Origin of the sequence: Mesorhizobium sp. M6A.T.Cr.TU.017.01.1.1 (assembly GCF_004023115.1) — a bacterium.
Classification (GTDB): Bacteria; Pseudomonadota; Alphaproteobacteria; order Rhizobiales; family Rhizobiaceae; genus Mesorhizobium; species Mesorhizobium mediterraneum.
In genome coordinates, this window is sequence record NZ_RZTA01000007.1 from 1 (window position 1) to 24,303 (window position 24,303).

Consider the following 24,303-nt stretch of genomic DNA (forward strand, 5'->3'; position numbering starts at 1 on the left):
GGCAGCGCCAGTTCACCGGCAGCGTCCACCAGCACGCCCGTCGCGCCGTGGGTGGTGATCGATATCGCGTCGATGCGCTGTTCGCGATTAATCCCGGCGAGGCTGTCGAGGATGAACGACCACAGCAGCGCGACATCGTGGTGCGGGTAGGGACCGTCAGTGACGGGCGCGTTCGCCATGCGGCGCAGCGCGACTTCGCGCATGTCGGCGAGATCGACCAGCGCCACCTTGGCGTTGGTCTTGCCGATGTCGATGACGGCGACGTGGCGGGTCATTCCATATGGAACATTGTTTCCAGCGGCACCGCCACCGGCTCGTTATCAGGCTTGGTCTCCATGATGTCGGCCATCTCCGCCCACCAGCGTTGCATCACCGGGTGCTTCGGCAATTCGTCCATGCCGTGGGCGTCGAGCCGCCACAGCACGCCGAATAAGGTGTTGGTCTCTTCGTCGAGATGGATCGAGTAGTCGGAAACGCCGGCCTGTTTGAGCAGGGCGACCAGCGACGGCCAGATGTCGTCGTGGCGCCTTTTGTATTCGGCCTTCATGCCCGGATTGAGCTTCATCTTGAACGCGTATTTCTCGGGCATCAGGTGAAGCGCTCCCGCCGCACGCGCCGCCAGATGATCGGCAGCGCGATGACGATGATCAGCAGCAGGCCGATGAAGATCGACATGACGATGCCGGGCACGTTGAGCAGCCCCAAGCCGAAGGTCACCAGCCCCATGATGAAGGCGGCCAGCACCACGCCCACAATGCTGCCGGCGCCGCCCAGGATGCTGACGCCGCCGAGCACCACCATGGTGATGACCTCCAGTTCGTAGCCTTGCGCGATCGACGGCCGGGTCGAGCCGAGGCGCGAGGTGATCAGCACCGAGGCGATGCCCGCCATCAGGCCGGTCAGGCAAAACAGGATGAACTTGATGCGGCCGACGCGCACGCCGGAAAACTGCGCCGCAACCGGGTTGTTGCCAATGGCGAAGACGCGGCGGCCGAAGCTCGTCCGGTGCAGCAGGAACCAGTAGATGACGGCCGCGACGAGGAAAAGCGTCAGTTCGAACGACACCACCCACCAGACATAGCCCTGGCCGAAAAAGGCGAAGCTCGAGGGATAGCCCTTGTAGGCCTGGTCGCCGAGGACGATGAAGGCGATGCCACGAAACAGGCTCATCGTGCCGATGGTGACGACGATCGACGGCAATCCCAGCCTTGTGACGAGCAGCCCGTTGAAGGCGCCGCAGCCGAGCCCGACCAGGATGCCGATCGCCACCAGCACCGGCGTGCCGGCGCCAGCCTGCACCGCCATGCCCATCATCGTCGAAGCTAATGCAATGATGGCGGCGACCGATAGGTCGATCTCGCCGGAAATGATCAGCAGCGCCATGGCGAGCGCGATCAGCGCCTTTTCGGTGAAGTTGAAGGTCAGGTCCGACAGCGACCACGCGTCGAGGAAATAGGGCGAGGCAAAGCTGTTGACGGCAAAGATGGCGACCGCCACGGCAACCAGCAGCGCCTCCCAGGAGAAGATCGCCGAAGTGAATGGCTTGTCGAGCCGGTCGGGAATGTGGCGTGGAGCAGGAGTGTCGGTCATGCCGCTTCCGCCTTTTTGAGGATGATGCGGCCTTGCCGGCGTTCACCGCGCGCGTTGAGCACCACGGCCAGGATGATGGCGCTGCCCGAAATTGCCATCTGCCAGAAGGGCGAGATGTTGATGACCGGCAGCGCGTTGGAGATGATGCCGAGGAACAGCGCACCGAGAACCGCGCCGCCGACCGAGCCGATGCCGCCGGCGATCGAGATGCCGCCGATGACGCAGGCGGCGATGATGTTGAGCTCGTAGCCATTGGCGACCTCGACCGAGGCGATGACGTAGCGCGAGATCCAGAGATAACCGCAGAGACCGCCGACCATCCCCGAGATACAGAAGACGATGAACTTGGTCCGGCCGACATCAATGCCGGCATAGACCGATGCCGTCGGGTTGACGCCGATGGCGTAGATCGAGCGGCCGAGCGCGGTGCGCGTCATCAAGAGAAAGAACAGGGCGATGACCAGTATGGCGATCCACGACAGGACGGGAATGCCGAGGAAAGCCGCGCGCTGCAGGCCGATGAAATCAGGGCTCATCTGGTCGGCATTGACCCAGGCGCCGCCTGAAATGACGAAGGTGGCGCCGCGGTAGATGGTGAGCGTCCCGAGCGTCACCACGATCGAGGGAATGTTCAGCCGCCACACCAAAAACCCGTTGATCGCGCCGAGCACCAGTCCGACTAGAAGTGCGATGACGATCAGCAGCGGGATCGGGATTGCCGGATGCGCGGCGTTCAGCATCGCCACCACCATGCCGGTGAAGCAGAGGTTCGAGGCCATCGACAGGTCGATCGAGCGGGTCAGGATCACCACCATCTGACCCAGCGCCAGGATCATCAGGATCGAGGTGTCGTTGAACACCTGGCGCAGATTGCCGGGAGCGGCAAAGCCCGAAAAGCGCATCGAGATCAGCCCGATCAGCAAGACGATGGCCGCGAGCAGCCAGACTTCGCGATACTTCAGAAAAGCCTTCATGCCGCGATCCCCGCTGCCGTCTTGACCAGCGTTTCCGCGTCGAGCCCCTTGTTGTCGTATACCGAAGCGATGCGCCCCTCGCGCATGACGACGACCCGGTCGGACATGCCGAGGATTTCGGGCAGTTCGGACGACACCATGATCACCGACAGGCCTTGCGCGACGAGCTCGGCCATAAAGCCGTGCACGGCCGCCTTGGAACCGATGTCGATGCCTTTGGTCGGCTCGTCGAGGATGATCACCTTCGGCGCGGTCGCCAGCCATTTGGCGATGACGATCTTCTGCTGGTTGCCGCCCGACAGCGTGCCGACGTCCTGGCTCAGCGAAGAGGCGCGCAGGTCGAGCCGCTCGGTGTAGGAGCGGGCCAGCGCGAACTCCTCCGCCAGCCGCAGCATGCCCGATTTGGATGTGCGCTTGAGTGAGGGCAGCGAGATATTCTGGAAGATCGGCAGGCCGATCACCACGCCTTGCTTGCCGCGTTCTTCCGGCACGTAGACGATGCCGGCGTCGATCGAATCCGCCGCCGATTTCGGCGCGATCTGTTTGCCTTCCAAGGCGATCGTGCCGCTGCTGGTGCGGGTGATGCCTGATATTGCCTGCATCACTTCGCTGCGGCCAGCGCCGACAAGGCCGTAGAAGCCGAGGATTTCGCCTCTGTGCAGCTCGAAGCCGATGTCGTCGAACTCGGTCGGATGCGACAGGCCGGAGACAGTGAGCACCGGCGCGCCGATCTCGGCCTTGCGTTGCGGAAAGATATGATCGACGGCGCGACCGACCATCATGCGCACGATCTGGCTCTGGCCGGCGTCCTTGATCAGGCCTTCGCCAACCATCTCGCCGTCGCGAAACACCGTATAGCGGTCGGCGATGCGGTAGATCTCGTCGAACTTGTGGCTGATGAACAGGATCGCCTTGCCTTCGCTCTTCAGGAATTCGACCAGCAAGAAGAGCTCCTCGATCTCCTTCAGCGAAAGCGCTGCGGTCGGCTCGTCCATGATGACGATCTGCGCATCGATCGACATGGCGCGGGCGACCGCCACTAGATGCTTGTTGGCGATGCCGAGATCCTTGAGGCGCGCGTCGGCGTCGATGTGGCCGGCACCCATGGTGTCCAGCACCTCGCGAGCATTCTTGCGCATGGTGCGCCAGTCGATCGTGCCGAAGCGCGACCGCGGCGCATGGCCGAGAAAGATGTTCTCGGCCACCGTCAGGTCGTCGAACAGCACGGTTTCCTGATGGATGGCGGTGATGCCGTGCCCGAAGGCGGCATGGGCGCTGGGCAGGGTGACGGCCTGGGCGTCGATACTGATGGTGCCTGCGTCGGGCTGGTAGATGCCGGTCATGATCTTGACCAGCGTCGACTTGCCGGCGCCGTTCTCGCCAATCAGCGCGGTGACTTGGCCGGGGTAGAGCGACAGGCTGACATCGTGCAGCGCGCGCACGCCGGGAAAACTCTTCGAAATGCCGGACAGGGTCAGGCGCGGAGCCGGAGCCAAAGGCTGCTCGGTCGTCGGGTTGAGTTGGGCTGTCGTGTCCATAGTCGTATCAAGCCCTGAAGCAAGGTTCGTTTGAAGGCGCGGCGGGACCTAAGGTCCCGCCGCACCGGCTTGAAGGGCTCCAGGATCAATAGATCTTGGAGAACTCTTCGATGTTCGACTTGTCGAACTTGAAGGGCGGAGCCATCGCGGCCGAGTTGGTATCGTCGAGCGTGACCTTGCCGACGCGGCCGATCGACAGCGTGGCACCCGGCTTGGCTTCCTCCTTCTTCACCGCCAAATCATGGGCGAGGTAGACGGCCGAGTAACCGAGGTCGATCGGGTTCCACAGCGCAACCGCTTGGCTGGCGCCATTGTCGATGAACTTCTTGAACTCCGACGGCAGCGCCAGGCCGGTGACGTTGACCTTGCCGATCAGGTTCGCGTCGGTCACCACCTGGGCGGCGGCGACAACGCCGACCGTGGTCGGTGCGATGATCGCCTTGAGGTTCGGATAGGACTTCAAAAGGCCCTTGGCCTCGTCCGTGCTCTTGGCCGAGTCGTCGTCGCCATAGACGGTGGCGACGACGTTGATCTTCGGGAATTTCTCCGGCAGCACCTTCTTGGCCGCGTCGATCCAGGCGTTCTGGTTGGTCGCGGTCGACGAAGCCGACAGGATGGCGACATCGCCGCCTTCCGGCAGGTAGTCGGCGGCAAGCTTGATGATGGTCTCGCCGATCAGGTTGGTGTCCGACGGGTTGAGGTGGAGCTGGCGGCCTTCCGGAGCGACGCCAGAATCCCACGAGATGACGGTGATCCCGCGATCCATCGCCTTCTTCAGCGCCGGAACCAGCGCGTCGGCGTCATTGGCCGAAATGGCGATGGCGTTGACCTTCTGGGCGATCAGCGAATTGATCACTTCGATCTGCGCTTCGGCGGTCGCCTTGGTCGGGCCGGTGTAGATGATGTCGACGCCGCCGAGTTCCTTGGCCGCCTCTTCGGCGCCCTTGTTGGCGGCATCGAAGAAGCCGTTGCCGAGCGACTTGACCACCAGCGCGATCTTGACGTTCTCGGCATAGGCGGCATTCACGAACATGGCGGCCGAAAACGCCGCCGTAACCATCAATTTCCTAAGAAAGCTCATCGAATATCCTCCCTTGAGCGTTGCATTCCATCGCCGCTGCGGGCCTCAGGCCTGCAGCGAAGATTCTTCCTTATTGCTTGCCGCTGTGCGGGCGACGATCAGCGTCACACCGGCGGCCTCCAACATCTTGGCCTCGCGATCCTCGATGCCGTCGTCGGTGATGACCGTGGCGATGCGCGACAGGCCGCACAGGATCAGGCTCGAGCGTTTGCGGAACTTCGACGAATCGACCAGCACCACCAGCTCGTCGGCCTGATCGATCAGTTTCTGCTCGGCCTGGATCAGCAGCGGATCGCCTTCCATCAGACCCAACGGCCCGAGCCCTTGCGCACCCATGAACATGCGGCGGGCATAGAAATTGCGCGTCACGTCATTGTCGAAGGGCGACAGGATGATGTTCTGCTCGCGGTAGATGGTGCCGCCCGACAGCATCACCGTGTTCTTGGAGTGCTTGAGCAGGTGCTCGGCGATCGGGAAGGAATTGGTGAAGATCGGCATGCGGCGGCCGGTCAGGAAATGCACCATCTGGAAGGTGGTGGTGCCGCCATTGATGATGATCGGCTCGCCTTCCTTGCACAACTCCACGGCTTCCCGCGCGATCGCCCGCTTCTGCGAAGCGTTGATCGTCTCGTTGACGGAAAAAGGCCGTCCGGCAAGGCCGATGAACTGCGGTGGCGAGATTGCCTCGGCGCCGCCGCGCACGCGGCGCAGGCGCTTTTGCACATGCAGCGCCGCGATGTCGCGCCGGATCGTCGCCTCGGACGAGTCCGTCAGGTCGACCATTTCCTGCACCGTCACCACAGGCTTTTCCTGGACGGCGGACAAAATGATCCTGTGGCGCTCTTTCTCGTGCATGGTTCCTCCCTGCCTGAGCATCTAGGCACCCAAAACGCGCAGTGTCAATCATTTCCGATCATATAATTCCATTGTGCAGTGCAATATGATCAATCTTGATCGTTTATGATTGACAATGCCGCCGCTTCCGAGGACATTCGACCAAAGCTGACCCGCTATGCGGTGGCTTGACCGCACCGTTTTGCGCGTCTCACGTCACGGGAGGATTACCTATGCTCGACAAGCGCTCCGGCACGCGCCTCGCCAATCTTTGGGATGAGGCGAAAGCCCAAGCAATGAGCGAGCCGGAACGTCTCGTCTATCGCTCGAATGTTCTCGGCTCCGACAAGCGCGTCACCAACTATGGCGGCGGCAACACCTCCTCCAAGATCTGGCAAAAGGATCCGCTTACCGGCGAGGACGTGGAAGTGCTGTGGGTCAAGGGCTCGGGAGGCGACAGCGCCTCGATCAAGCTCGACGGCTTCGCCACTCTCTATATGGACAAGCTGCGCGCGTTGAAGGGCCTCTATCGCGGCGTCGAGCATGAGGACGAGATGGTCGGCTATCTGCCCCATTGCACGTTTAATCTTAACCCACGCGCGGCCTCGATCGACACGCCGCTGCACGCGTTCGTGCCGAAGCCCTATGTCGACCATATGCATCCCGACGCGATCATCGCCATCGCCGCCGCCAAGGATTCGCAAGCGCTGACCAAGGAGATCTTCGGCGACACGATCGGCTGGTTGCCATGGAAGCGTCCGGGCTTCGAGCTTGGCCTCTGGCTGGAAAAATTCTGCATCGAGAACCCCGAGGCCAAGGGTGTCGTGCTGGCGAGCCATGGCCTGTTCAGCTGGGGCGAGACGCCTCGGGAATGCTACGAGACGACGATCTCGGTGATCAACCAGGCGATCGACTGGTTCGAGCGCAAGTCTGAAGGCAAGCCGATCTTCGGTGGCGAAGTGGTCAAATCGCTCGACGCGCCGGCGCGTCGCGCCGTGGCGGCAAAGCTGATGCCGCGGATCCGCGGCCTGATCTCGGAGAAGAGCCATAAGCTTGGCCATTTTGACGATTCGCCTGCCGTGCTCGAATTCGTCAATTCGAAGGATTTGCGCCCACTGGCGGCCCTCGGCACATCCTGCCCCGACCATTTCCTGCGCACCAAGATCCGGCCGCTGGTCATCGAGTTCGATCCCAAGAACCCCGATGTCGATGCCGTCATCGCCCGTCTCCACGACGACGTGGCGGAGTATCGGGTTGGCTATCAGGCTTACTATGACAGGTGCAAGCATGCGGATTCGCCACCCGTGCGCGATCCGAATGCGGTGGTCTATCTGATGCCCGGCGTCGGCATGTTCACCTTCGCCGGCGACAAGGCGACGGCGCGCATATCGGGCGAGTTCTACGTCAACGCCATCAATGTCATGCGCGGCGCCTCGACGGTGTCGGCCTATGTCGGCCTGCCCGACCAGGAGGCTTTCGACATCGAATATTGGCTGCTCGAAGAGGCAAAGCTGCAGCGTCTGCCGAAGCCGAAAGCCTTGGCCGGCCAGATCGCGCTGGTCACCGGTGGCGCCGGCGGCATCGGCCGGGCGACGGCCAACCGGCTGCTGCGCGAAGGCGCCTGCGTCGTGCTGGCCGATATCGACGAAGCCGCCCTTGCCAGCGCCAATGGTGAGTTGGCCCAAGCTTATGGCAAGGATTTCGTGCGGCCGCTGGTCATCAATGTCACCGCTGAAGACCAGGTGATCTCCGGCTTCGCTGAGACCGCGGTCGAGTTCGGCGGCATCGATATTCTGGTGTCGAATGCCGGCCTGGCAACCTCTGCGCCGATCGAGGAGACGACGCTGGCGCTGTGGAACAAGAACATGGACATCTTGTCGACCGGCTATTTCCTCGTTTCGCGGGAAGCATTCCGGTTGCTCCGCGCGCAGAAGATCGGCGGCAACGTCGTCTTCGTCGCCTCCAAGAACGGCCTTGCAGCCTCGCCCAATGCCGCTGCCTATTGCACGGCCAAGGCCGCCGAGATCCATCTGGCGCGTTGCCTGGCGCTGGAGGGCGCGGAAGCGCAGATCAGGGTCAATGTCGTCAACCCGGACGCGGTGCTGCGCGGCTCGAAGATCTGGACCGGCGAGTGGAAGGAACAGCGCGCCGCCGCCTACAAGATGTCGACCGACGATCTCGAGGAGCATTATCGCTCGCGCTCGATGCTGAAGCGTTCGGTGTTCCCCGAAGACATCGCCGAGGCGATCTATTTCTTCGCCTCCGACATGTCGGCCAAGTCGACCGGCAACATCGTCAATGTCGACGCGGGCAACGCGCAGAGCTTTACGCGCTAATAGTTTGAAGGCGGCGCTGCCCCTCACCCTTACCCTCTCCCCGTGAAGAACGGGGAGGGGTCGCCAGCGGCGGAGCTTCACCTTCTCCCCGTCTCCATACGGGGAGAAGGTGCCGGCAGGCGGATGAGGGGCAGCGCCAACCGAACGCATTTGGGAGGAAACGCAGTGTCCGAAACCATCATCTCCGCCGATATCGTCGACAAGGACAATGCCGCGCGCGAAGCCGACCTCAAGCGCGATTATGGCTCGCTCGGCGAGCGCCTCGACCGCCGCGGCATCGCCATCGACTCTATCAGAGACAAGGTCGAAAAATTCGCCGTGGCGATCCCGTCCTGGGGCGTCGGCACCGGCGGCACTCGCTTTGCCCGCTTTCCCGGCGCCGGCGAGCCGCGCGACATTTTCGACAAGATCGAGGATTGCGCCGTCATCCGGCAGTTGACGCAGGCGACGCCGACCGTCTCGCTGCACATTCCGTGGGATAAGGCCGATCCGAACCGGCTGAAACAGGCGGCCTCCCGCTTCGGCCTCGGCTTCGACGCGATGAATTCGAACACGTTTTCCGACGCCCGAGACCAGGAGCTTTCCTACAAATTCGGCTCGCTGTCGAATGCCGATGCCGCAACGCGCCGGCAGGCGGTCGAGCACAATCTCGAATGCATCGAGATCGGCAAGACGCTGGGCTCCAAGGCACTGACGGTATGGATCGGCGACGGCTCGAATTTCCCCGGCCAGGTCAATTTCGCCAAGGCGTTCGAACGCTATCTCGACGCTATGAAGGAGATCTACGCTGGACTGCCGGACGACTGGAAGCTGTTCACCGAGCACAAGATGTACGAGCCGGCTTTCTATTCCACCGTCGTGCAGGATTGGGGCACCAACTACATCATCGCCAAAGAGCTCGGCGACAAGGCCTTCTGCCTGGTCGACCTCGGCCACCATGCGCCCAACGTCAACATTGAGATGATCGTGTCGCGGCTGATCCAGTTCAAGAAACTCGGCGGCTTCCATTTCAACGATTCGAAATATGGCGACGACGATCTCGACGCCGGCTCGATCGATCCTTATCGGCTGTTCCTCGTCTTCAACGAGCTGGTCGATGCGGAGCTTTCCGGTGCCGAAGGTTTTGATCCGGCCCACATGCTCGACCAGAGCCACAATGTCACCGATCCGATCGAAAGCCTGATGCTGTCGGCGATCGAGGTGCAGCGCGCCTATGCGCAAGCGCTGCTGGTCGATCGCAAGGCACTGGAAGGCTATCAGGACGCTAACGACGCGCTGATGGCGACGCAGACGCTGAAAGCCGCCTATCGCACCGATGTCGAGCCGATCCTCGCCATGGCGCGGCTGAACACGGGCGGCGCCATCGATCCGGTTGCCGCCTACCGGGCGGCCGGCTACCGGGCCAAGGTCGCGGCGGAACGGCCGGCGGTTGCGGGTGGCAGCGGTGGGATTGTTTGATATTCGGGGTCGGTCTGAAAACGAAAACCCGCCTAATGCGGGTCGCGGCGCAAATCAGCACCGTAATTGAATTTGTAGCATAACTGTCGGCACAAAGCAAGAACAAAACGGCTGAAGCGTGAAGCATGGGGCTTGCCATCAACGCTGCGACACTGAGATGTTACGGCGTGGACCCTAGGGCGGAGCAGGAGCGAAGCGACGTCGCGGAGACCCTAGAGTCTTTCACGTTTTGACGGAAGCGTACCCGGCGTTTGCGAAGTAGTTCTTGCATTCGCCGGGTTCGATCGTTGCGACGAGATGGCCGATGTGTCGCCAAGTGTCCTCGATGGTGCGTTTCTGAGCCTGACGCATCCAGTGTTTGATCTTGGCGAAGGCCTGCTCGATCGGGTTGAGGTCCGGAGAGTAGGGCGGCAGATACCAAAGCCTGGCGCCGGCAGCCTTGATCATCTGCCTGATGGCCGCCGACTTATGACTTCCCAGATTATCCATGACGACGATGTCGCCGGGCTTTAGCACGGCGATGAGCTGCTGCTCGACATAGGCGCGGAAGCATTGACCGTTGATCGGGCCGTCGAAGACACAAGGTGCCGCGAGCCGATCGCAGCGCAGCGCGCCGAGGAAGGTCAATGTGCGCCAGTGGCCGTGCGGAGCCAGGCCGCGCAGCCGTTTGCCCTTCGGCCCCAACCTCGCAGCGGAGCCATGTTGGTCTTGATCCAGGTCTCATCGATGAAGACCAGGCACTGCGGATCGAGGTTGGCCTGCCAGGATCGCCATCGTTGGCGCCTGCGGGCGATATCAGCACGCGCCTGCTCAAGGGCGAACAGCGTTTTTTTTGAAGCTCAGGCCCTCGCGGCGCAGGAACAGCCACACCGCATTGTGCGAGACCTTGACTCCGCGCCCGGCCAACTCATCCTTCAGACCGTGCAGCGTCAGATGCGGCGTCTCGCGCATACGCGCCTCGATGAAGGCACGGTGCGGCTCCAGCACCCTCTTGCGATGTCCGCCCATCTTGCCCGGTGCCACCGAGCCGGTTGCCTCATGGCGCTGCAACAGCTTCACCGCCGCCGAAGCCGAAATGCCGAACCGTTTGGCGGCAGACCGGCGGCTTTCACCACTCAAAACCGCCGCCACCACCCGCTCGCGAAGATCATTGGAAAGGGGTCGAGTCATCAGATGCTGGCCTCCACTCCAGCCAGCATCTTGAATCACAAAACCCACAAATCTGGAATCCCCTTCGATTCCATCAAGCCGTGAACCGCTCTAGGATCCATGCGGTAACATCAGCCGAAGAGCGCAACGGCGCTTTACGAAGCGGACCGGCAAAGCGCGCGAAGGCCTCCGGAATCTTTCTACCATTGGCAGTAGACTCAACCCCTCCGACAGGGTCTTCTAGGCACATCCAACGCCCCTCGGAGAACGGCCATGCACCACACCCGCCGAACGTTGATCGCCGTCAGTCTTTCCCTCACCTTGACCTTTGCGCCGCTGGTGGCCGCATTCGCCGCCTCGCCACAGCCGGCGAAGGGCGAGCATGGCATGGTGGTGACCGCCCAGCATCTTGCGTCGGAAGTCGGCGTCGAGGTGCTGAAGAAAGGCGGCAACGCCGTCGATGCGGCGGTCGCCGTCGGCTACGCACTGGCCGTGGTCTACCCGAACGCCGGCAATATCGGCGGCGGCGGCTTCATGACCGTCCGCTTCAAGGACGGCCGCTCGACGTTCCTCGATTTCCGCGAGCGTGCGCCGCTCGCCTCGACGAAGACCATGTATCTCGACAAGGATGGCAAGCCGGTGAAGGGCGCCAGCCTTAACGGCTATCTCGCGGTCGGCGTGCCGGGCTCGGTGGCCGGCTTCGAGATGGCACGGGAGAAGTACGGCACGCTGACGCGGCAGGACCTGATGGCGCCGGCGATCGGCTATGCCAAGGACGGCTTCGTGCTAGAGCAGGGCGATGTCGCCTCGCTCGAAGGCGGCGCCGAGCGGCTGGCCAAGGACCCAGCGGCCGCTGCCATCTTCCTGAAGCCGGACGGCAAGCCGTATGCCATCGGCGAGCGCCTTGTTCAGGCCGACCTCGCCGCGTCGCTTTCAGCCATTTCGGAGCAAGGTCGCGATGCCTTCTACAAAGGACCGATCGCCGACGGCATCGTTAGGGCGAGCGCGGAGAAGGGCGGCATTCTGGCCAAGGCGGATTTCGAAACCTACGCGGTCCGCGAGCTCGAGCCGGTGACCTGCAACTACCGTGGCTACGAGATCACCTCCTCGCCGCCGCCGAGCTCGGGCGGCGTCATCATCTGCGAGATCCTCAACGTGCTGGAAGGTTACCCGCTGTCCTATCTCGGCGCCGGTTCCGCCGAAACCGTCAAAGTCATGGTCGAGGCGATGCGCTATGCCTATGTCGATCGCAACTCGGCGCTCGGCGACCCCGACTTCGTCGACAATCCGGTCGAAAAGCTGCTCGACAAGAACTATGCGAAAGAAATCCGCGAAAAGATCGATCCGTTCCGGGCTGGCGTGTCGCAGGAATTGATGCCGGAGGGTTTTGGCGAGAGCCAGGAAACGACGCATTATTCGATCGTCGACAATGACGGCAACGCCGTCGCGGTGACCTATACGCTGAACGGCTCGTTCGGCGCCGCCGTTGTCGCCGACGGCACCGGCATCCTGCTCAACAACGAGATGGACGACTTTACCCAGAAACCGGGCGTGCCCAACCTCTACGGCCTCGTCCAGGGTGAGGCGAATGCGATCGAGCCGAGAAAGACGCCGTTGTCGTCGATGAGCCCGACCATCGTCGCCAAAGACGGCAAGCCGTTCATGGTCATCGGCAGCCCCGGCGGCTCGCGCATCATCACCATCACGCTAGAAGCGATCGTCAATGTCGTCGATCATGGCATGAACATCCAGGAGGCGATCGACGCGCCGCGCATCCACCACCAGTGGCTGCCCGACACGGTCTACATCGAGCCGTTTGGCCTGTCGCCGGACACCGAAAAAATGCTTGCCGGCATGGGCTACCGCCTCGATGTCACCGAGGCGACCTGGGGCCAGGCGGCCGGCATCCTGGTCGGCGGCAAGAGCCTAGCCGAGATCGAAAAGGGCGGCGGCGCCCGCTACAATGGCGCTATCGATAGCCGCGCCGCATCCGGCGAGGCAATCGGATATTAGGTTTCGTGCGCCCCGGGGTCTGTTGAGATTCAGGTCAGGCCGGCATCACCTGAATATCGGCAGACCCGTCAGATGACCAAGGTGACGGTGGACGCAATCAGCATCACCGCCGCCACGCCGACGAACAAGGCATAGATACGCGGCCGATCGAGCAGAAGCGCATTTCCGGATATCCACGCCGCGGTGGCGCCGCCAAGCGCGTACAGGAAGCCGTTGCGGTGCCCCAAGGCCAGGGATGCGGCCATCAGCCCACCGATGATAAGGGCGCCGAACACGATGATCACGGCGACCGCGTATTTCTCGAAATCGTTGCTGGCCACACCCGGACCCATTGCGTTCAACGTCGACAGGTCGTCCGGGTCGAAGGGGTTGGCCGACCCATATTCGTCTTGACCGACAGGCTCGCGCATCATTCATTCTCCTTGAAGCGGCAACAAATCATCAAGCCTTGCCGAGCGCAACTGGATCGCGCCGCGTGGAATACGATCGGCACGGTCTTCAACACTTTCTGGCGGCGGCTTGCTACCGGTTTTTTGGATTTATGTCGGGTCGTCCTGCCGTTCCAGGCGATCTGCCCGGCTGGAATCGCAGGTCGGAGCCGTTTCAGCATGCAATGCGTTCATGGAGGAAAAATGATGCTGGAGGCCGCCGCCGCTGCCCCTAGAACCTCATGCTGAGGCTGCCCTTGATGACGCGGCCTTCGCCATAGATGCAGCTGAGGTCTTCATTGCTGCCGGCCCTATAGCAAGTCGAGTAGTAGGTCTTGTCGAACAGGTTGGAGACATTGATCGCGGCCTGCCAGCCGTTCTTCTGGTAGCGCAGTGCCGCATCGACCAGCGTGTGGCCGGGCACGTTGGTTGCGTTCGCGTTGTCGCCGAAGCTTGCGCCGATGTAACGCACGCCGGCGCCGACGCTCAAGCCCTCAAGCATACCGTTGCCGACCTCGTAATTGGCCCACAGCGACGCCTGATGTTCAGGCACCAGCGACGGGCGGTTGCCGACGACGGCGGGGGCATCCTTGGTTATCTCGGCGTCGAGATAGGTGTAGGCCGCAGTCATGCTCAGGCCGGACGCGAGGTCGGCATTGGCCTCGATCTCGAGGCCGCGATGCCGGACTTCTCCGGTTTGAACTTGAAACTGACCGATGGAGGTCACGACATTGGTCTTGCGCAGGTCGAACAGCGAAGCAGTGATGAAACCGGGGAAGAAGCTCGGTTCGTACTTCACGCCGACTTCGTATTGCTTTCCCAACGAAGGCTGGAACGCGTCTCCGGACTGGGACTGGCCGATATTGGTGGTGAAGGATTCGGCATAACTGGCATAGGGCGTCAGGCCATTGTCGAAAAGATAACCGACGCCGGCATTGCCGGTGAAGGCATGGTCGTTCTGGTCGTAGCTGCCCCCGTTGCCGCTGCGGTCCTCATTGGTGTGGTCGATCCAGGCCTGTCGGCCGCCGAAAGTCAGCACCCAGTGGTCGGCGATCCTGGACTGGTTCTGCGCATAGAGGCCGACCTGTCCGATCGTCTCCACGCGATCCACAAGGATGCCGGGGGGTGGCGTGATCGGGATCGAGTAATCCGGGTTCAGGATGTCGAGGACTGGCCCTTGCCCATAGTGGTTTATACCATCGACGGACTGCCTGTTGTAATCGAGACCGAACAGCAGCTTGTTTTCGACCAGCCCGAAGTCAGCCTTGTATTCGGCCTGGTTGTCGACGCTGAACAGCCGTGCCGTCTCGTCCACCGTGAACAGGGTGCGCGCCATCGTGTGGTCGTCGATCATCGCCGGGCCGCCGAGCCAGTCTCCAAAATAGAGTTGCCGGTAGTCGGTATCCTGCTGGGAGTAGCGCAGGTTCTGCCGCACCGTCCAATGGTCGTCGAACTCGTGACTGAACTGGTAGCCGATCGAGCCGTGGTTGGCGTCGAAGCGGTCGAAGTCAGGCGAGCCGGTGAAGAAGCTGCGCGGCAGGCCGTAGCCCACGGGAAGGAACTGACCGGGCGCCAGCCTGTCCCACTGGTAGTTGGCGAGGATGGTGAGCGAGGTCTGCGCGTCCGGCTGCCATGTCAGCGCCGGTGCGACGAAGATGCGGTCGTTGCGCGAATAGTCGGTTTCGATCGCGCCGTTGCGCACCAGCCCGGTCAGCCGGTAGGACCACACGCCGGCGTCGTCGACCGGCCCGCCGATGTCGAGCCCGGCCTCGACCGTGTCGAAGCTGCCATAGCTGAGGAAGCCGTCATAGATCGGCGTGTCCGTCGGCCGCTTGCTGATGGCGTTGACCATGCCGCCGGCTTCGTTCTCGCCATAGAGGACTGATGACGGCCCCTTTAGCACTTCGACGCGCTCCAGCCCGTAGGGCTCGATCTTGAAGCCGGAGAAGTCGATCACCTTCTGTGGCAGCCCGTCGCGGTAGATCGCCGAGGTGCAGAGGTCGAAACCGCGGATCAGGCACTGGTCGAAGCGGTTGTCGACGCCCCAAGGCGAGGTGGTGACGCCGGCAAGATAGGATAGCGCGTCCTCAAGCTGCCCGGGCTGGCGGTCGTCGAGCTGCTTGCGGGTCACCACCGACACCGACTGCGGAATTTCCCTCAGCGGCGTGTCGGTCTTCGAGCCGGTGGTGGTGTTCTTGGCGATATAGCCGTCATCCGGGCCGATCGGGCTGTCGGTCTGTCCCTCGATATTGATCGGGTTGAGCTCGACCGTATTTTCCTGCGCGAAGGCCTGGGTGCAGAGCAGGGTCGAGAGGCATGTCGCAGCGATCAGGGCGCCTTGGCTTGGAATACCGTTTCGCCGACCTGCCGCACGATATGCGCTCAACCCCATCTCGATCATCCCTCACTGTCTGCGAAGCGCGCGGCATCGATTCGGCCGGCGCAATAAATGTTGACTCTTTTAGTCATCTTCAATGTTGACTATTAAAGTCATGTTTCATAGTCAACCGGTATCGACCGCCGGCAGCCAAATTCCGGAAATGCCCACACCGCGTTTGAAGGGAGAGACCAGGGACCGTGCTTGAGCGTCACATCCAGACGGCCATCCGCCCTCGCAACCGAATGACCCGGCGCGCGGCGCTCGGGCTTTTCGCGCTGCCCTTCGCCGGCGTTGCGCCCTCGACGGTCGAGGCGAAACCGCTGCGCATCGTCTGCCTGGATGACGGGCTGGCCGAGACCTTGCTCACGCTCGGCGTTAATCCGGTGGCCATTGCCGGTCGCGATGTCTGGGAGAGCTGGGTGGTCGAACCGCCGCTGCCGCCGGAGATCGCCGATGTCGGCACATTGCTGGAACCGAATCTCGAACTGCTGCAGCAGCTTGCCCCGGACATCATCCTGTCCATGCCGTATCTCGACGGCATCAAGCCGCTGCTCGAACGCGTGGCGCCGGTGACGACGATTGGGCTCTATACCGAAGCGGGACAGCCCTATCAGCGCGCCGTCGAGGCAACCCGCCAACTGGCCAGGCTTGTCGCCAAGGAAAGGGAAGGTGAAGCGCTGATCGCGGCGACGGATGCGTATTTTTCAGAGGTTCGCCGGGAACTGGCGCCGCTTTCGGCGCGGCCGATCTATGTCGTCAGCTTCTTGGATCCGCGCAATGTGCGCGTCTACGGCAGGAAAAGCCTGTTTCAAGAGGTGTTCGACCGTATCGGACTGCGCAATGCCTGGGCGGGCCAGACCAATTATTGGGGGTTTTCGACCGTCGGCATCGACGGCCTGGCGACGTCGAGCGACGCGCGCCTTGCCTATCTCGAACCCTTGCCCGAGGGCGCCGGCGGCACGCTGACCGAAAGCCCGGTCTGGAATGCGATGCCCTTCGTGCGCAACCGCTCGATCATGCGTCTTCCCGCCGTCCTGATGTTCGGCGCGCTGCCGTCCGCCACCCGTTTTGCCCGCGTCCTGGCCAAGGCGATGACTGGGGAAGCTGCCCGTGGCTAAGGACGCAGCAGCCTTGGCGGAAGACGGCAGACTGGCTGGCCGGAGAGGGTCGCGCCGCATGTTGGGCAAACAGCCGGTGGCCGCGATCCTGCTCTGTGCGGTGCTGTCGGCGGCAGCGGTTGCGGCAACTATCTCCAATCTCACCGTGCAGCTGCCTTGGGCACTTTGGCTGCAAACGCTCACCGCTCCCGATATCGAGGACATGCGGCAGGTTCTCGTCCATTATGCCTTTCTGCCCAGGCTTGCGGTCAGCCTTTTGTGCGGTGCCGCCCTTGGCCTAGCCGGAACCGTTCTGCAGCAGGTCTTGCGCAACCCGCTGGCCTCGCCGGAAACCGTCGGCGTCTCGGCCGGCGCCTATCTGGCTCTAGCCTTGGCGACGCTTCTGGCACCCTCCCTGCTTGCCTATGGCCGCGAATGGGTGGGGCTTGCCGGCGCTTTTGTCGCCATATCGGCCGTCTTTGCCCTGTCCTGGCATAAGGGCCTGTCGCCGCTTTCCGTCGTGCTGGCAGGGCTGGTCGTCAGTCTCTATGCCGGCGCGGCTGGAGCAGCCCTCATCGTGCTGCGGCACGAATGGCTGACCAGCCTGTTTATCTGGGGCGCCGGTTCGCTCGGCCAGCAAGACTGGACGACGACGCTTTGGCTGTTGCCGCGCATCGGCGCTGCGGCTTTGGCGATCGGCCTCATGGTGCGGCCGCTCACCCTGCTTGGCCTCGACGATGAAGGCGCGCGCAGCCTCGGCGTTCCGCTTGGCGTGTATCGTTTCGCTGGGCTGGCTGCTTCCGTCGCACTCATCGCTTTCGTCGTCGCTGCCGTCGGCGTGGTCGGCTTCGTCGGCCTGGCGGCGGCGTCCCTTGCCCGCATCGGCGGTGCGCGCCGGCTGAGCCAGCGGCTGGTCATGGCGCCGCTCATAGGTGCAGCGCTTCTGTGGGCCGCCGACCAGGCGGTGCAATTGGCGACCGGGGCGCAGGGCGACCTGCTGCCGACCGGCGCGATCACAGCCCTTCTCGGCGCACCGCTGCTGCTGTGGCTGCTGCCACGCCTGGCGCTTGGCCTGGAGATTCCGGCGCTCACCGAGGAGCGCCTGCCCAGAACAGGCCGGCCCGGCCTAGTGCTGGCGACGATTGGCCTGTCCCTGCTTCTGTTGCTTGGGCTGGCCTTGCTCTATGGACCGGGGCCGGACGGTTGGACGTTCGCCTTCGGCGACCAGTTGCAGCCCTTGTTGTCGTGGCGCTGGCCCCGCGTGTCCGCCGCGCTGGCAGCCGGCGCTATGCTGGCGCTTGCCGGGCTGATGATGCAGCGGCTGACCGGCAATCCGATGGCCAGTCCCGAGGTGCTCGGCATCAGCGCCGGTGCGGCGCTCGGCATGATGGTGGCGCTGTTTTCGCTCGCCGATGCAGGCCGCCCGGCCCAGACCGCGGCGGCGACCGTCGGCGCCTTCGCCGCTCTGCTGGTGACGCTGGCGATGGGGCGACGCGCCGCCTATGCGCCGGAGCGCCTGCTGTTGGCCGGCGTGGCCCTGACGGCGCTGTTCGATGCGCTGATCCTCGTGCTGACCGCCACCGGCGACCCGCGCGCCGTGAAGCTCCTCAACTGGCTTACCGGCTCGACCTATGGCGTCGATGCCGGTGCCGCGCTTCTGACCGGCGCCATCGCTTTTTGCCTGTTGCTGCTCGCGCCGCTTTTCCTGCGCTGGCTGGAGATGCTGCCGCTCGGGTCCTCCGCCGTCCAGTCGCTTGGCGTCGATGTGCCCAAGACCCGGCTTCTCGTACTGCTGATGGTTGCTGCTCTCACCGCCGCATCGACGCTGATCGTCGGCCCGCTGACCTTCATCGGCCTGATGGCGCCGCATCTCACCCGCCGCCTTGGGCTCGCCCGTGCGCTGCCGCAAGCCGCCGGCGCGGTGCTGGTCGGGGCTTTGATCATGGTCGCCGCCGACTGGATCGGCCGCACCGTCATCTTCCCGCGCCAGGTTCCGGCCGGGCTCGTCGCCACGCTGATCGGCGGCCCGATGCTGATGTGGTTGCTGCGCCGCCGCTGATCCCGATGCAAGAGGCACCCATGTCCGAACGACTGATTTCGACACCCGCATTGATCGCCGACACCACAGTCCACGATCTGGCTCCCGCGCATGGCGGCGATCCCTACCGGATATTCCTGCACGTGCCGGCAAAGCCAGAACCGCAGACCGGCTGGCCGGTTCTCTACATGACCGACGGCAACGCCGTGATCGGCACCGCCGTCGACGCCATGCGCGCCCAGGCGGGTTACCCGCTCGGCACCAATGTCGAGGACGGCGCGATCGTCGCCATCGGCTATCCCGTGGCAGGCGCCTACGACCCGCTCAGGCGCTCATGGGATCTCGGTCCGCCGCCGGGCAAGACCTACCCGCCATTCCATGACGGTGGCCCGGAGGTCAGGACCGGCGGGGCGGAAGAGTTCCTCGCCTTCATCGAGGACGAATTGAAGCCGTGGGTGGCGAACCGCACCAGGATCGACAGCGGCCGGCAGGCGCTATACGGCCACTCCTTTGGCGGGCTGTTCGCGCTCTATGCCCTGTTCACTCGCCCTCTCGCCTTCCAGACCTGGATTGCTGCCAGCCCGGCCATCTATTGGGAGGATCGCCTCATCGACCGCTTTCTCCAGGCGTTCGAAGCCGCCGTGCCGGGTGGCTTGAGGACGCAGGTGATCCTGTCGGCCGGCGAATACGAGACGGAAAAGCTGGCGCCGTTCCAGATCGGTGCTGCGGATGAAGCAAAGCGCCTGGAGCACAAGAAGCTGACGCGCACCGGCGAATTCGCGCGGCAGATGGCGGAACGTCTCGGCACGATCCCTGGCCTGAGCGCCGGTTTCGAACTGCATGCCGGCGAAAACCACATGTCCATCCTGCCGGTCACGGTCAACCGTGCCGTTCAGGCGGCATTCGCGGTGCATCGTCCCTGAACGCAGGTGCTCGGGGCGCGCCAACGCGGCGCCGAGGGCGCCTCTTCCGATCGCAGATCCGTGTGTGCCCGATATGAGGTCCGCTCGAGGTGACTATCGGGCCTGGCGACGGTGGCGCGCAAGTCTCGCCCTCGCAGGGCTTGCTGGAGATGTCGGTGGCGAAGATTGGCCGGCGCCACTTGGGGGGGCGTTGGGGTAGGTTTGCCTGATGGGCGCCGGCCAGGCGGAAATCAGGTCCACCGCAAGGGAATATAGCAGGCGTGGCAAGCGATGGCAGTGGTGTGATCGCGGAAGGTCGTTCGCGCTTCCCGGATGCGGTGACCCATTATGGGTCAACATGTCTGGCACCTGAATTGCACCGTAGGCAATGCCGGGTAACACCCCGGCATCGTCCCCGAGTATGGGGCCTCGCCGCTTCGCAAATGGAGCGGCGGGCCTTTTCGGCTAAGGCAACAGCTGCGAATTGCAAAATCACACTTCAGTTGGATTCAACCATCCGCGCGCCGCTGTGAGCGCGTCGCCACCGGATCTCCAAGGTAGCGTTTGTTATTCGGCGCGAGCCGGCGGTAGTTCGAACAGGTTGGCGCCATTCTCCTGGCCTCGCTCGACATAGCCGATTATTCGAAACCATTTTGCGACATCCGGTCTCTGGAGCCAGCTGCGCGAGTGAATGGGGAGGTTACCGGCGAGCGCCTGGATATGGCGAATGTGCCGCTTACAGAAGCGAACCGTTGCGGCGCTGAAGAAATCCTCCTGTGCGGCGAATAGCGTATCGGCGGCGTCGCTATGCTCGTGCCACGCGATGATCGCCACGGTCTTTTCACCCTGGACAAGCGCATGAGCACGGCCCTCTTTCAAATTCATCATCAGATTGTCGTACGCGATCTTGCTGTCCTTGCCGGCCGCGGCGTACTCGTCCGATATCCGCTTGGACAGATCACGGAAAAGAGCTTCCAGATCTCCAACCGTTGCTGCGCGTGCTCTCATTTCTCCTCCTAGAGCCCAGAGGTAGTTTGCCCTAAGGATAGGGGATCACCAAGCAAATCAAATCCGTCATCGGCCCAAAGCGAGCAAAGATGTTTCGTCGGGCGAGGCCGGCTGTGTTGGAAAATGGTGCCCTGAGGTGGAATCGAACCACCTCCGGGGTCAAATTTCTCCAGGCAGCGAGGGATATGACGCGCCAGGGGCCAGCTTGGGATCCGTCACGCACGCCGCGGTTCGTCCTTTGCACGCGGGGCGTTGCCCTCAGCCTTTGCGCCGCTTGGACTTATCTTCTTCCGACATGGGCTTTCCTTGTTCGGTGCTCTCGCCAATCCCGGACTTGGCTGCCAAACTATAAAGAAGGCCTGCCACGACAAGCACCAAAAGCGTGCCGAGGGCCGCCACCTGCCACAGACCGAGCCCGCACGCCACGCCAATTGCGCCGGACAGCCACATGCCTGCACCGGTCGTCAGCCCGTGGATCTCGCCTCTCGAAAACAAAATCGATCCGGCGGCAAGGAACGCGACGCCAGCGGTAACCGCTTCGACAACACGAATCGGATCCACCTTCACCGATTCCTGCAGAAACATCGGCGCGTGAACGATTTCAATCGTCAGAATACCGAAAGTAGCCGCTGCCACGCAGATCAGGATATGGGTGCGAAGGCCAGCAGGCCGATTTCGCCATTCGCGTTCGAAACCGATCGCAGCACCGAAGATCGACGCCAGTAGAAGCCTGGCCGCAATAACCGGAAACGGGACGTATGTCGGATGGCCGAATTCTTGGAGGAGTTGTTGCATGAGTAACCCGGGCTGACCGGACACAACGTGCTCGGACCGGCCAGGTTCCCCAAGGTTTGCCGGAGGGAGCGCCGGCCTCCACCTTATGGCGCACGATCCGATCGACACGCTGGGAAAGGCCCGGCACAATATGCTCATCAAGGCGGAATGCAGTTGCGGCAATGTCCGCTATTGCCGTTCGGCCGACCTGACGATGGTGTATGGCGGCGGGTTCGGTCCGCTAAAGCTGGAGTTCGATTGCAGCCGGTGCAAGCCGGAGATCAAAGTCACGCTGCTCGAAGTTCATCCCGAACCACAGCTTTTTCATAAGTTTCTGATGTAGGTGGAACTTGAGTTCTGCATTGTTTTGCCCGAAAACATTAATAAAAATTCCCAGGCGGAACGAACTTTCTGCATCGGTTGGAACATAAGTTTCCCGAGAGGCTTCCGGCAAGCCAGCAGGAGGCGCAGTTGGGGATGGAATCTCAGTGTTGATAGGGCTGAACAAACGGAAACAGAGCTCCGACCACTCGTCGAAGTTCATTCGCTTGACGGACGAGTCCGAACTTGATCGGGCCTTCTGGAGAGATCGCGATCGCGTCCTCAATGTCGCTGAGTTCAGCACGCCATTTTGCGATCATCAAATCATACTGATGGACAGCGTCCCTTTCGCTAGATGAGAGGGCATTAATTTTGTTTGGATCAAGCGAACAACGAAATTTCGCCAACGGATCGGCAGTATTCGGAGTCGACGGGACATACGAGTACGACATGGTACACCTTTAAGTTGGAATTGATGGGAAGGGTCGCCGACCCCGTCGGAAGACTTGCTGGAATTGTCTCGTACAACAGTGCAGCTGTCAAATTTTTTCGGACGGTGGCTCACGTTATAGTCGTCGTCGCTTCTGAAGATGAGATGGTGTGCTTTAGCGAGGTTAGGCAACACCAAGGTCAAAACTCAACAGCAGGCTGAGGTGGAACCTTGCCATTTGAATCGGTCGGCGGGAACGAGTACAGCGCGCCATCTCCGGACCACAGGATCGCCATCATTGTCCCCTTTTCGAGTACGACGGCCGCGCCCGGTGCGGCTCCTCAATATAGGTCGTGGAGATCAGATTTGCCGCTTCCGGAAAGCAGATGGGGTGGATGGCTCCCGCTCCCGTTGAAGGCATTTTGATGCTTTGAAGTGGTGCTGTCGCAGCGACCGCACGAAAGAGGAGCCATCCGTTATGCAAATCACCACCATCGGCCTCGATCTGGCCAAGAGCCTCTTTCAGGTCCACGCCGTCGATGCTGAAGGATACGTTGTCGTCCGCAAGGCGTTGCGGCGGGCGCAAGTCCTGCCGTTCTTTGCCAAGCTTCCCTCTTGCCTCGTCAGCATGGAGGCCCGCGGCGCCTCGCATCATTGGGCACGCGAGATGACAAAGCTGAGGTGCGCCTAATGCCGCCAGCCTATGTGAAGCGGGGCAAGACGGATGGGGGGATCCTGAGGCAATCAGCGAGCGGTGACGCGGCCGACCATGCGCTTCGTGCCGGTGAAGTCGGCCGAGCAGCAGGCGGCGCTGGCGCTGCATCGGACGCGAGATCTACTAGTGAGGCAGCGTACGCAGCTTGTGAACATGCTGCGCGGTCTCCTGGCCGAATTCGGGATCGAGATGGCACGTGGCCTGCATCAGGCCTTGCGATTGGCGAGGCGGCTCTCCACCGATGAGGCTCCGGAGCTGCCACCGCTGGGTCGGCTGGTGGTGAGGGGTTGGCGGATCAGATCGGCACTATTCAGCTCCAACGCCCGACTGGTGATAATCGCAACAACTCGCCGCTGCTCGCACACCCCTCGCCAAGGCATTGCCTGCGATGTAGTATAGCTTGTGCGCATAAATTATTGTGAGCTAAGGAGTAGTTCAATGCGACGTCGTTCGGTTTTAGTCGGATCTGCCGCATTATTAGCCGTTTGTGCCCGAGCACGTGCTACGCCGAATGAGATGGGCGTCGCTGAACCATTTATGTGGAACCCTGCTGAAACAATTCCAACCCTAGATGAGTTTGAGACCAATCGCGGGCGAGGCGCACCCAATTCTGCCGAGATAGCAAGCGCTAGGAAAATCATAGGTAGCTGCGCATTAGATTGCAGGCCTGTTGAGGTTGCAGAATATTTCCTCGCGATTAGGGAAGGATTGATTTCAGACTTTGATGGAGAGATACTGGATGATGCTTGGATGTTCTGTGAAGAATGGCCTGTCCGTGCGAATCCAGTTATAGTCCAATTCTTTGACGCAACGACACTCCGGAAACCAAGTGGCGATCAGACGCCGTGGTGTGCCGCTTTCGTAAACTGGTGCATTGAGAGAGGGCGGAAGAATAAGGCGCGGGCGAGCGAATTTCTAAGTACGACCAAAAGCGCCGCATCCGCGACTTTCCGCAGCTGGGGTCAGAAGACTGATACCCCATTTTTCGGCGATTTGGTTGTGTTCAAACACCGATCCGTGCCCTCCAGAGGTCACGTGGGGTTTTATGTGAAGCACACGCAAACTCACGTGTTTGTTTTGGGAGGAAATCAGATGCCTCTGCGCGTTAAGGCGGAAGGAGCCTACGAGCGAGTGAACACCGGAGAGATAAACGTCAAGCGAATCCCATTCGACGGCTCTGAGTTGCAGTTCCACTCATTTAGAACAGATAACAGCCTTCATGCATAATAGGAGGGCA

General features: G+C 62.2%; 20 protein-coding genes and 2 pseudogenes. 9 read left to right on the plus strand and 13 right to left on the minus strand.

Annotation, left to right across the window (positions count from 1 at the left end):
• The 7 genes and pseudogenes from EOB36_RS03520 to EOB36_RS03550 form a co-directional block, all read right to left on the minus strand.
• A pseudogene (locus EOB36_RS03520) lies at positions 1–275 on the minus strand (carbohydrate kinase); the annotation flags it as partial.
• A complete protein-coding gene (rhaM, locus tag EOB36_RS03525; RefSeq protein ID WP_127290361.1) occupies positions 272–589 on the minus strand; it encodes an L-rhamnose mutarotase in 318 nt (105 codons plus the stop codon). The gene rhaM and the pseudogene EOB36_RS03520, both read right to left, overlap by 4 nt.
• The gene (locus EOB36_RS03530) at positions 589–1,590 is read right to left on the minus strand and encodes an ABC transporter permease (protein ID WP_095488043.1); all 1,002 of its coding nucleotides are present in this window, start codon (positions 1,588–1,590) and stop codon (positions 589–591) included. The genes rhaM and EOB36_RS03530 overlap by 1 nt, the downstream gene beginning before the upstream one ends.
• Positions 1,587–2,564, minus strand: coding sequence for an ABC transporter permease (locus tag EOB36_RS03535; protein WP_128284296.1), 978 nt, complete (start codon positions 2,562–2,564; stop codon positions 1,587–1,589). Before EOB36_RS03535 ends, EOB36_RS03530 begins: the two co-directional genes overlap by 4 nt.
• Complete coding sequence (locus EOB36_RS03540) at positions 2,561–4,102, minus strand: sugar ABC transporter ATP-binding protein (RefSeq protein ID WP_095488047.1); 1,542 nt, start codon at positions 4,100–4,102, stop codon at positions 2,561–2,563. The genes EOB36_RS03535 and EOB36_RS03540 overlap by 4 nt, the downstream gene beginning before the upstream one ends.
• A gap of 85 nt (positions 4,103–4,187) precedes the next feature.
• Entirely contained in the window at positions 4,188–5,183 is a 996-nt protein-coding gene (gene rhaS / locus EOB36_RS03545; RefSeq protein ID WP_095488049.1) for a rhamnose ABC transporter substrate-binding protein, read from the minus strand.
• Positions 5,184–5,228: 45 nt separating this feature from the next.
• Positions 5,229–6,038, minus strand: coding sequence for a DeoR/GlpR family DNA-binding transcription regulator (locus EOB36_RS03550; protein WP_095488051.1), 810 nt, complete (start codon positions 6,036–6,038; stop codon positions 5,229–5,231).
• A gap of 212 nt (positions 6,039–6,250) precedes the next feature.
• Here EOB36_RS03550 and EOB36_RS03555 point away from each other — a divergent pair, with 212 nt between their 5' ends.
• Positions 6,251–8,353, plus strand: coding sequence for a bifunctional rhamnulose-1-phosphate aldolase/short-chain dehydrogenase (locus EOB36_RS03555; RefSeq protein WP_128284297.1), 2,103 nt, complete (start codon positions 6,251–6,253; stop codon positions 8,351–8,353).
• A 123-nt stretch (positions 8,354–8,476) separates the two neighbouring features.
• Positions 8,477–9,811, plus strand: coding sequence for an L-rhamnose catabolism isomerase (gene rhaI / locus EOB36_RS03560; protein WP_127203575.1), 1,335 nt, complete (start codon positions 8,477–8,479; stop codon positions 9,809–9,811).
• A 222-nt stretch (positions 9,812–10,033) separates the two neighbouring features.
• Here the strand turns inward: rhaI and EOB36_RS35910 are convergent, their stop codons facing one another.
• Both EOB36_RS35910 and EOB36_RS35915 read right to left on the minus strand, forming a co-directional pair.
• Positions 10,034–10,495 carry an IS630 family transposase gene (locus EOB36_RS35910; protein WP_348631788.1) on the minus strand — a complete coding sequence of 154 codons (462 nt, stop codon included), beginning with the start codon at positions 10,493–10,495 and terminating at the stop codon, positions 10,034–10,036.
• A 126-nt stretch (positions 10,496–10,621) separates the two neighbouring features.
• Positions 10,622–11,029 carry a transposase gene (locus EOB36_RS35915; RefSeq protein WP_348631789.1) on the minus strand — a complete coding sequence of 136 codons (408 nt, stop codon included), beginning with the start codon at positions 11,027–11,029 and terminating at the stop codon, positions 10,622–10,624.
• A 204-nt stretch (positions 11,030–11,233) separates the two neighbouring features.
• On the opposite strand from EOB36_RS35915, the gene ggt reads away from it, so the two are divergent.
• A complete protein-coding gene (ggt, locus tag EOB36_RS03570; protein WP_128284298.1) occupies positions 11,234–12,973 on the plus strand; it encodes a gamma-glutamyltransferase in 1,740 nt (579 codons plus the stop codon).
• Between the two features lie 68 nt (positions 12,974–13,041).
• Here the strand turns inward: ggt and EOB36_RS03575 are convergent, their stop codons facing one another.
• Both EOB36_RS03575 and EOB36_RS03580 read right to left on the minus strand, forming a co-directional pair.
• On the minus strand, positions 13,042–13,386 hold the full coding sequence (locus EOB36_RS03575; protein WP_164547040.1) for a hypothetical protein: 345 nt from the start codon (positions 13,384–13,386) through the stop codon (positions 13,042–13,044).
• Positions 13,387–13,633: 247 nt separating this feature from the next.
• A complete protein-coding gene (locus tag EOB36_RS03580) occupies positions 13,634–15,793 on the minus strand; it encodes a TonB-dependent siderophore receptor (protein WP_164897442.1) in 2,160 nt (719 codons plus the stop codon).
• Positions 15,794–16,023: 230 nt separating this feature from the next.
• Between EOB36_RS03580 and EOB36_RS03585 the strand changes: the two genes are divergently transcribed.
• From EOB36_RS03585 to EOB36_RS03595, 3 genes are read left to right on the plus strand one after another with little or no spacing between them, the layout of a single operon-like run.
• Positions 16,024–16,899 (plus strand): ABC transporter substrate-binding protein, encoded by an 876-nt coding sequence (locus tag EOB36_RS03585; protein WP_128284339.1) that lies wholly within the window; start codon positions 16,024–16,026, stop codon positions 16,897–16,899.
• A gap of 58 nt (positions 16,900–16,957) precedes the next feature.
• A complete protein-coding gene (fhuB, locus tag EOB36_RS03590; RefSeq protein ID WP_164897443.1) occupies positions 16,958–18,937 on the plus strand; it encodes a Fe(3+)-hydroxamate ABC transporter permease FhuB in 1,980 nt (659 codons plus the stop codon).
• Positions 18,938–18,957: 20 nt separating this feature from the next.
• A complete protein-coding gene (locus EOB36_RS03595; protein WP_128284301.1) occupies positions 18,958–19,839 on the plus strand; it encodes an alpha/beta hydrolase-fold protein in 882 nt (293 codons plus the stop codon).
• A 546-nt stretch (positions 19,840–20,385) separates the two neighbouring features.
• Here EOB36_RS03595 and EOB36_RS03600 read toward each other — a convergent pair.
• Positions 20,386–20,826, minus strand: coding sequence for a hypothetical protein (locus EOB36_RS03600; RefSeq protein ID WP_095483500.1), 441 nt, complete (start codon positions 20,824–20,826; stop codon positions 20,386–20,388).
• Positions 20,827–21,084: 258 nt separating this feature from the next.
• The gene (locus tag EOB36_RS03605; RefSeq protein ID WP_095483501.1) at positions 21,085–21,621 is read right to left on the minus strand and encodes an MgtC/SapB family protein; all 537 of its coding nucleotides are present in this window, start codon (positions 21,619–21,621) and stop codon (positions 21,085–21,087) included.
• 85 nt (positions 21,622–21,706) lie between these two features.
• Here EOB36_RS03605 and EOB36_RS03610 point away from each other — a divergent pair, with 85 nt between their 5' ends.
• From EOB36_RS03610 to EOB36_RS03620, 3 genes and pseudogenes are all read left to right on the plus strand, one after another.
• The gene (locus tag EOB36_RS03610; RefSeq protein ID WP_128284302.1) at positions 21,707–21,943 is read left to right on the plus strand and encodes a hypothetical protein; all 237 of its coding nucleotides are present in this window, start codon (positions 21,707–21,709) and stop codon (positions 21,941–21,943) included.
• Between the two features lie 886 nt (positions 21,944–22,829).
• A pseudogene (locus EOB36_RS03615) lies at positions 22,830–23,386 on the plus strand (IS110 family transposase); the annotation flags it as partial.
• Positions 23,387–23,504: 118 nt separating this feature from the next.
• A complete protein-coding gene (locus EOB36_RS03620; RefSeq protein ID WP_128284303.1) occupies positions 23,505–24,293 on the plus strand; it encodes a CHAP domain-containing protein in 789 nt (262 codons plus the stop codon).
• Positions 24,294–24,303: the final 10 nt, after the last annotated feature.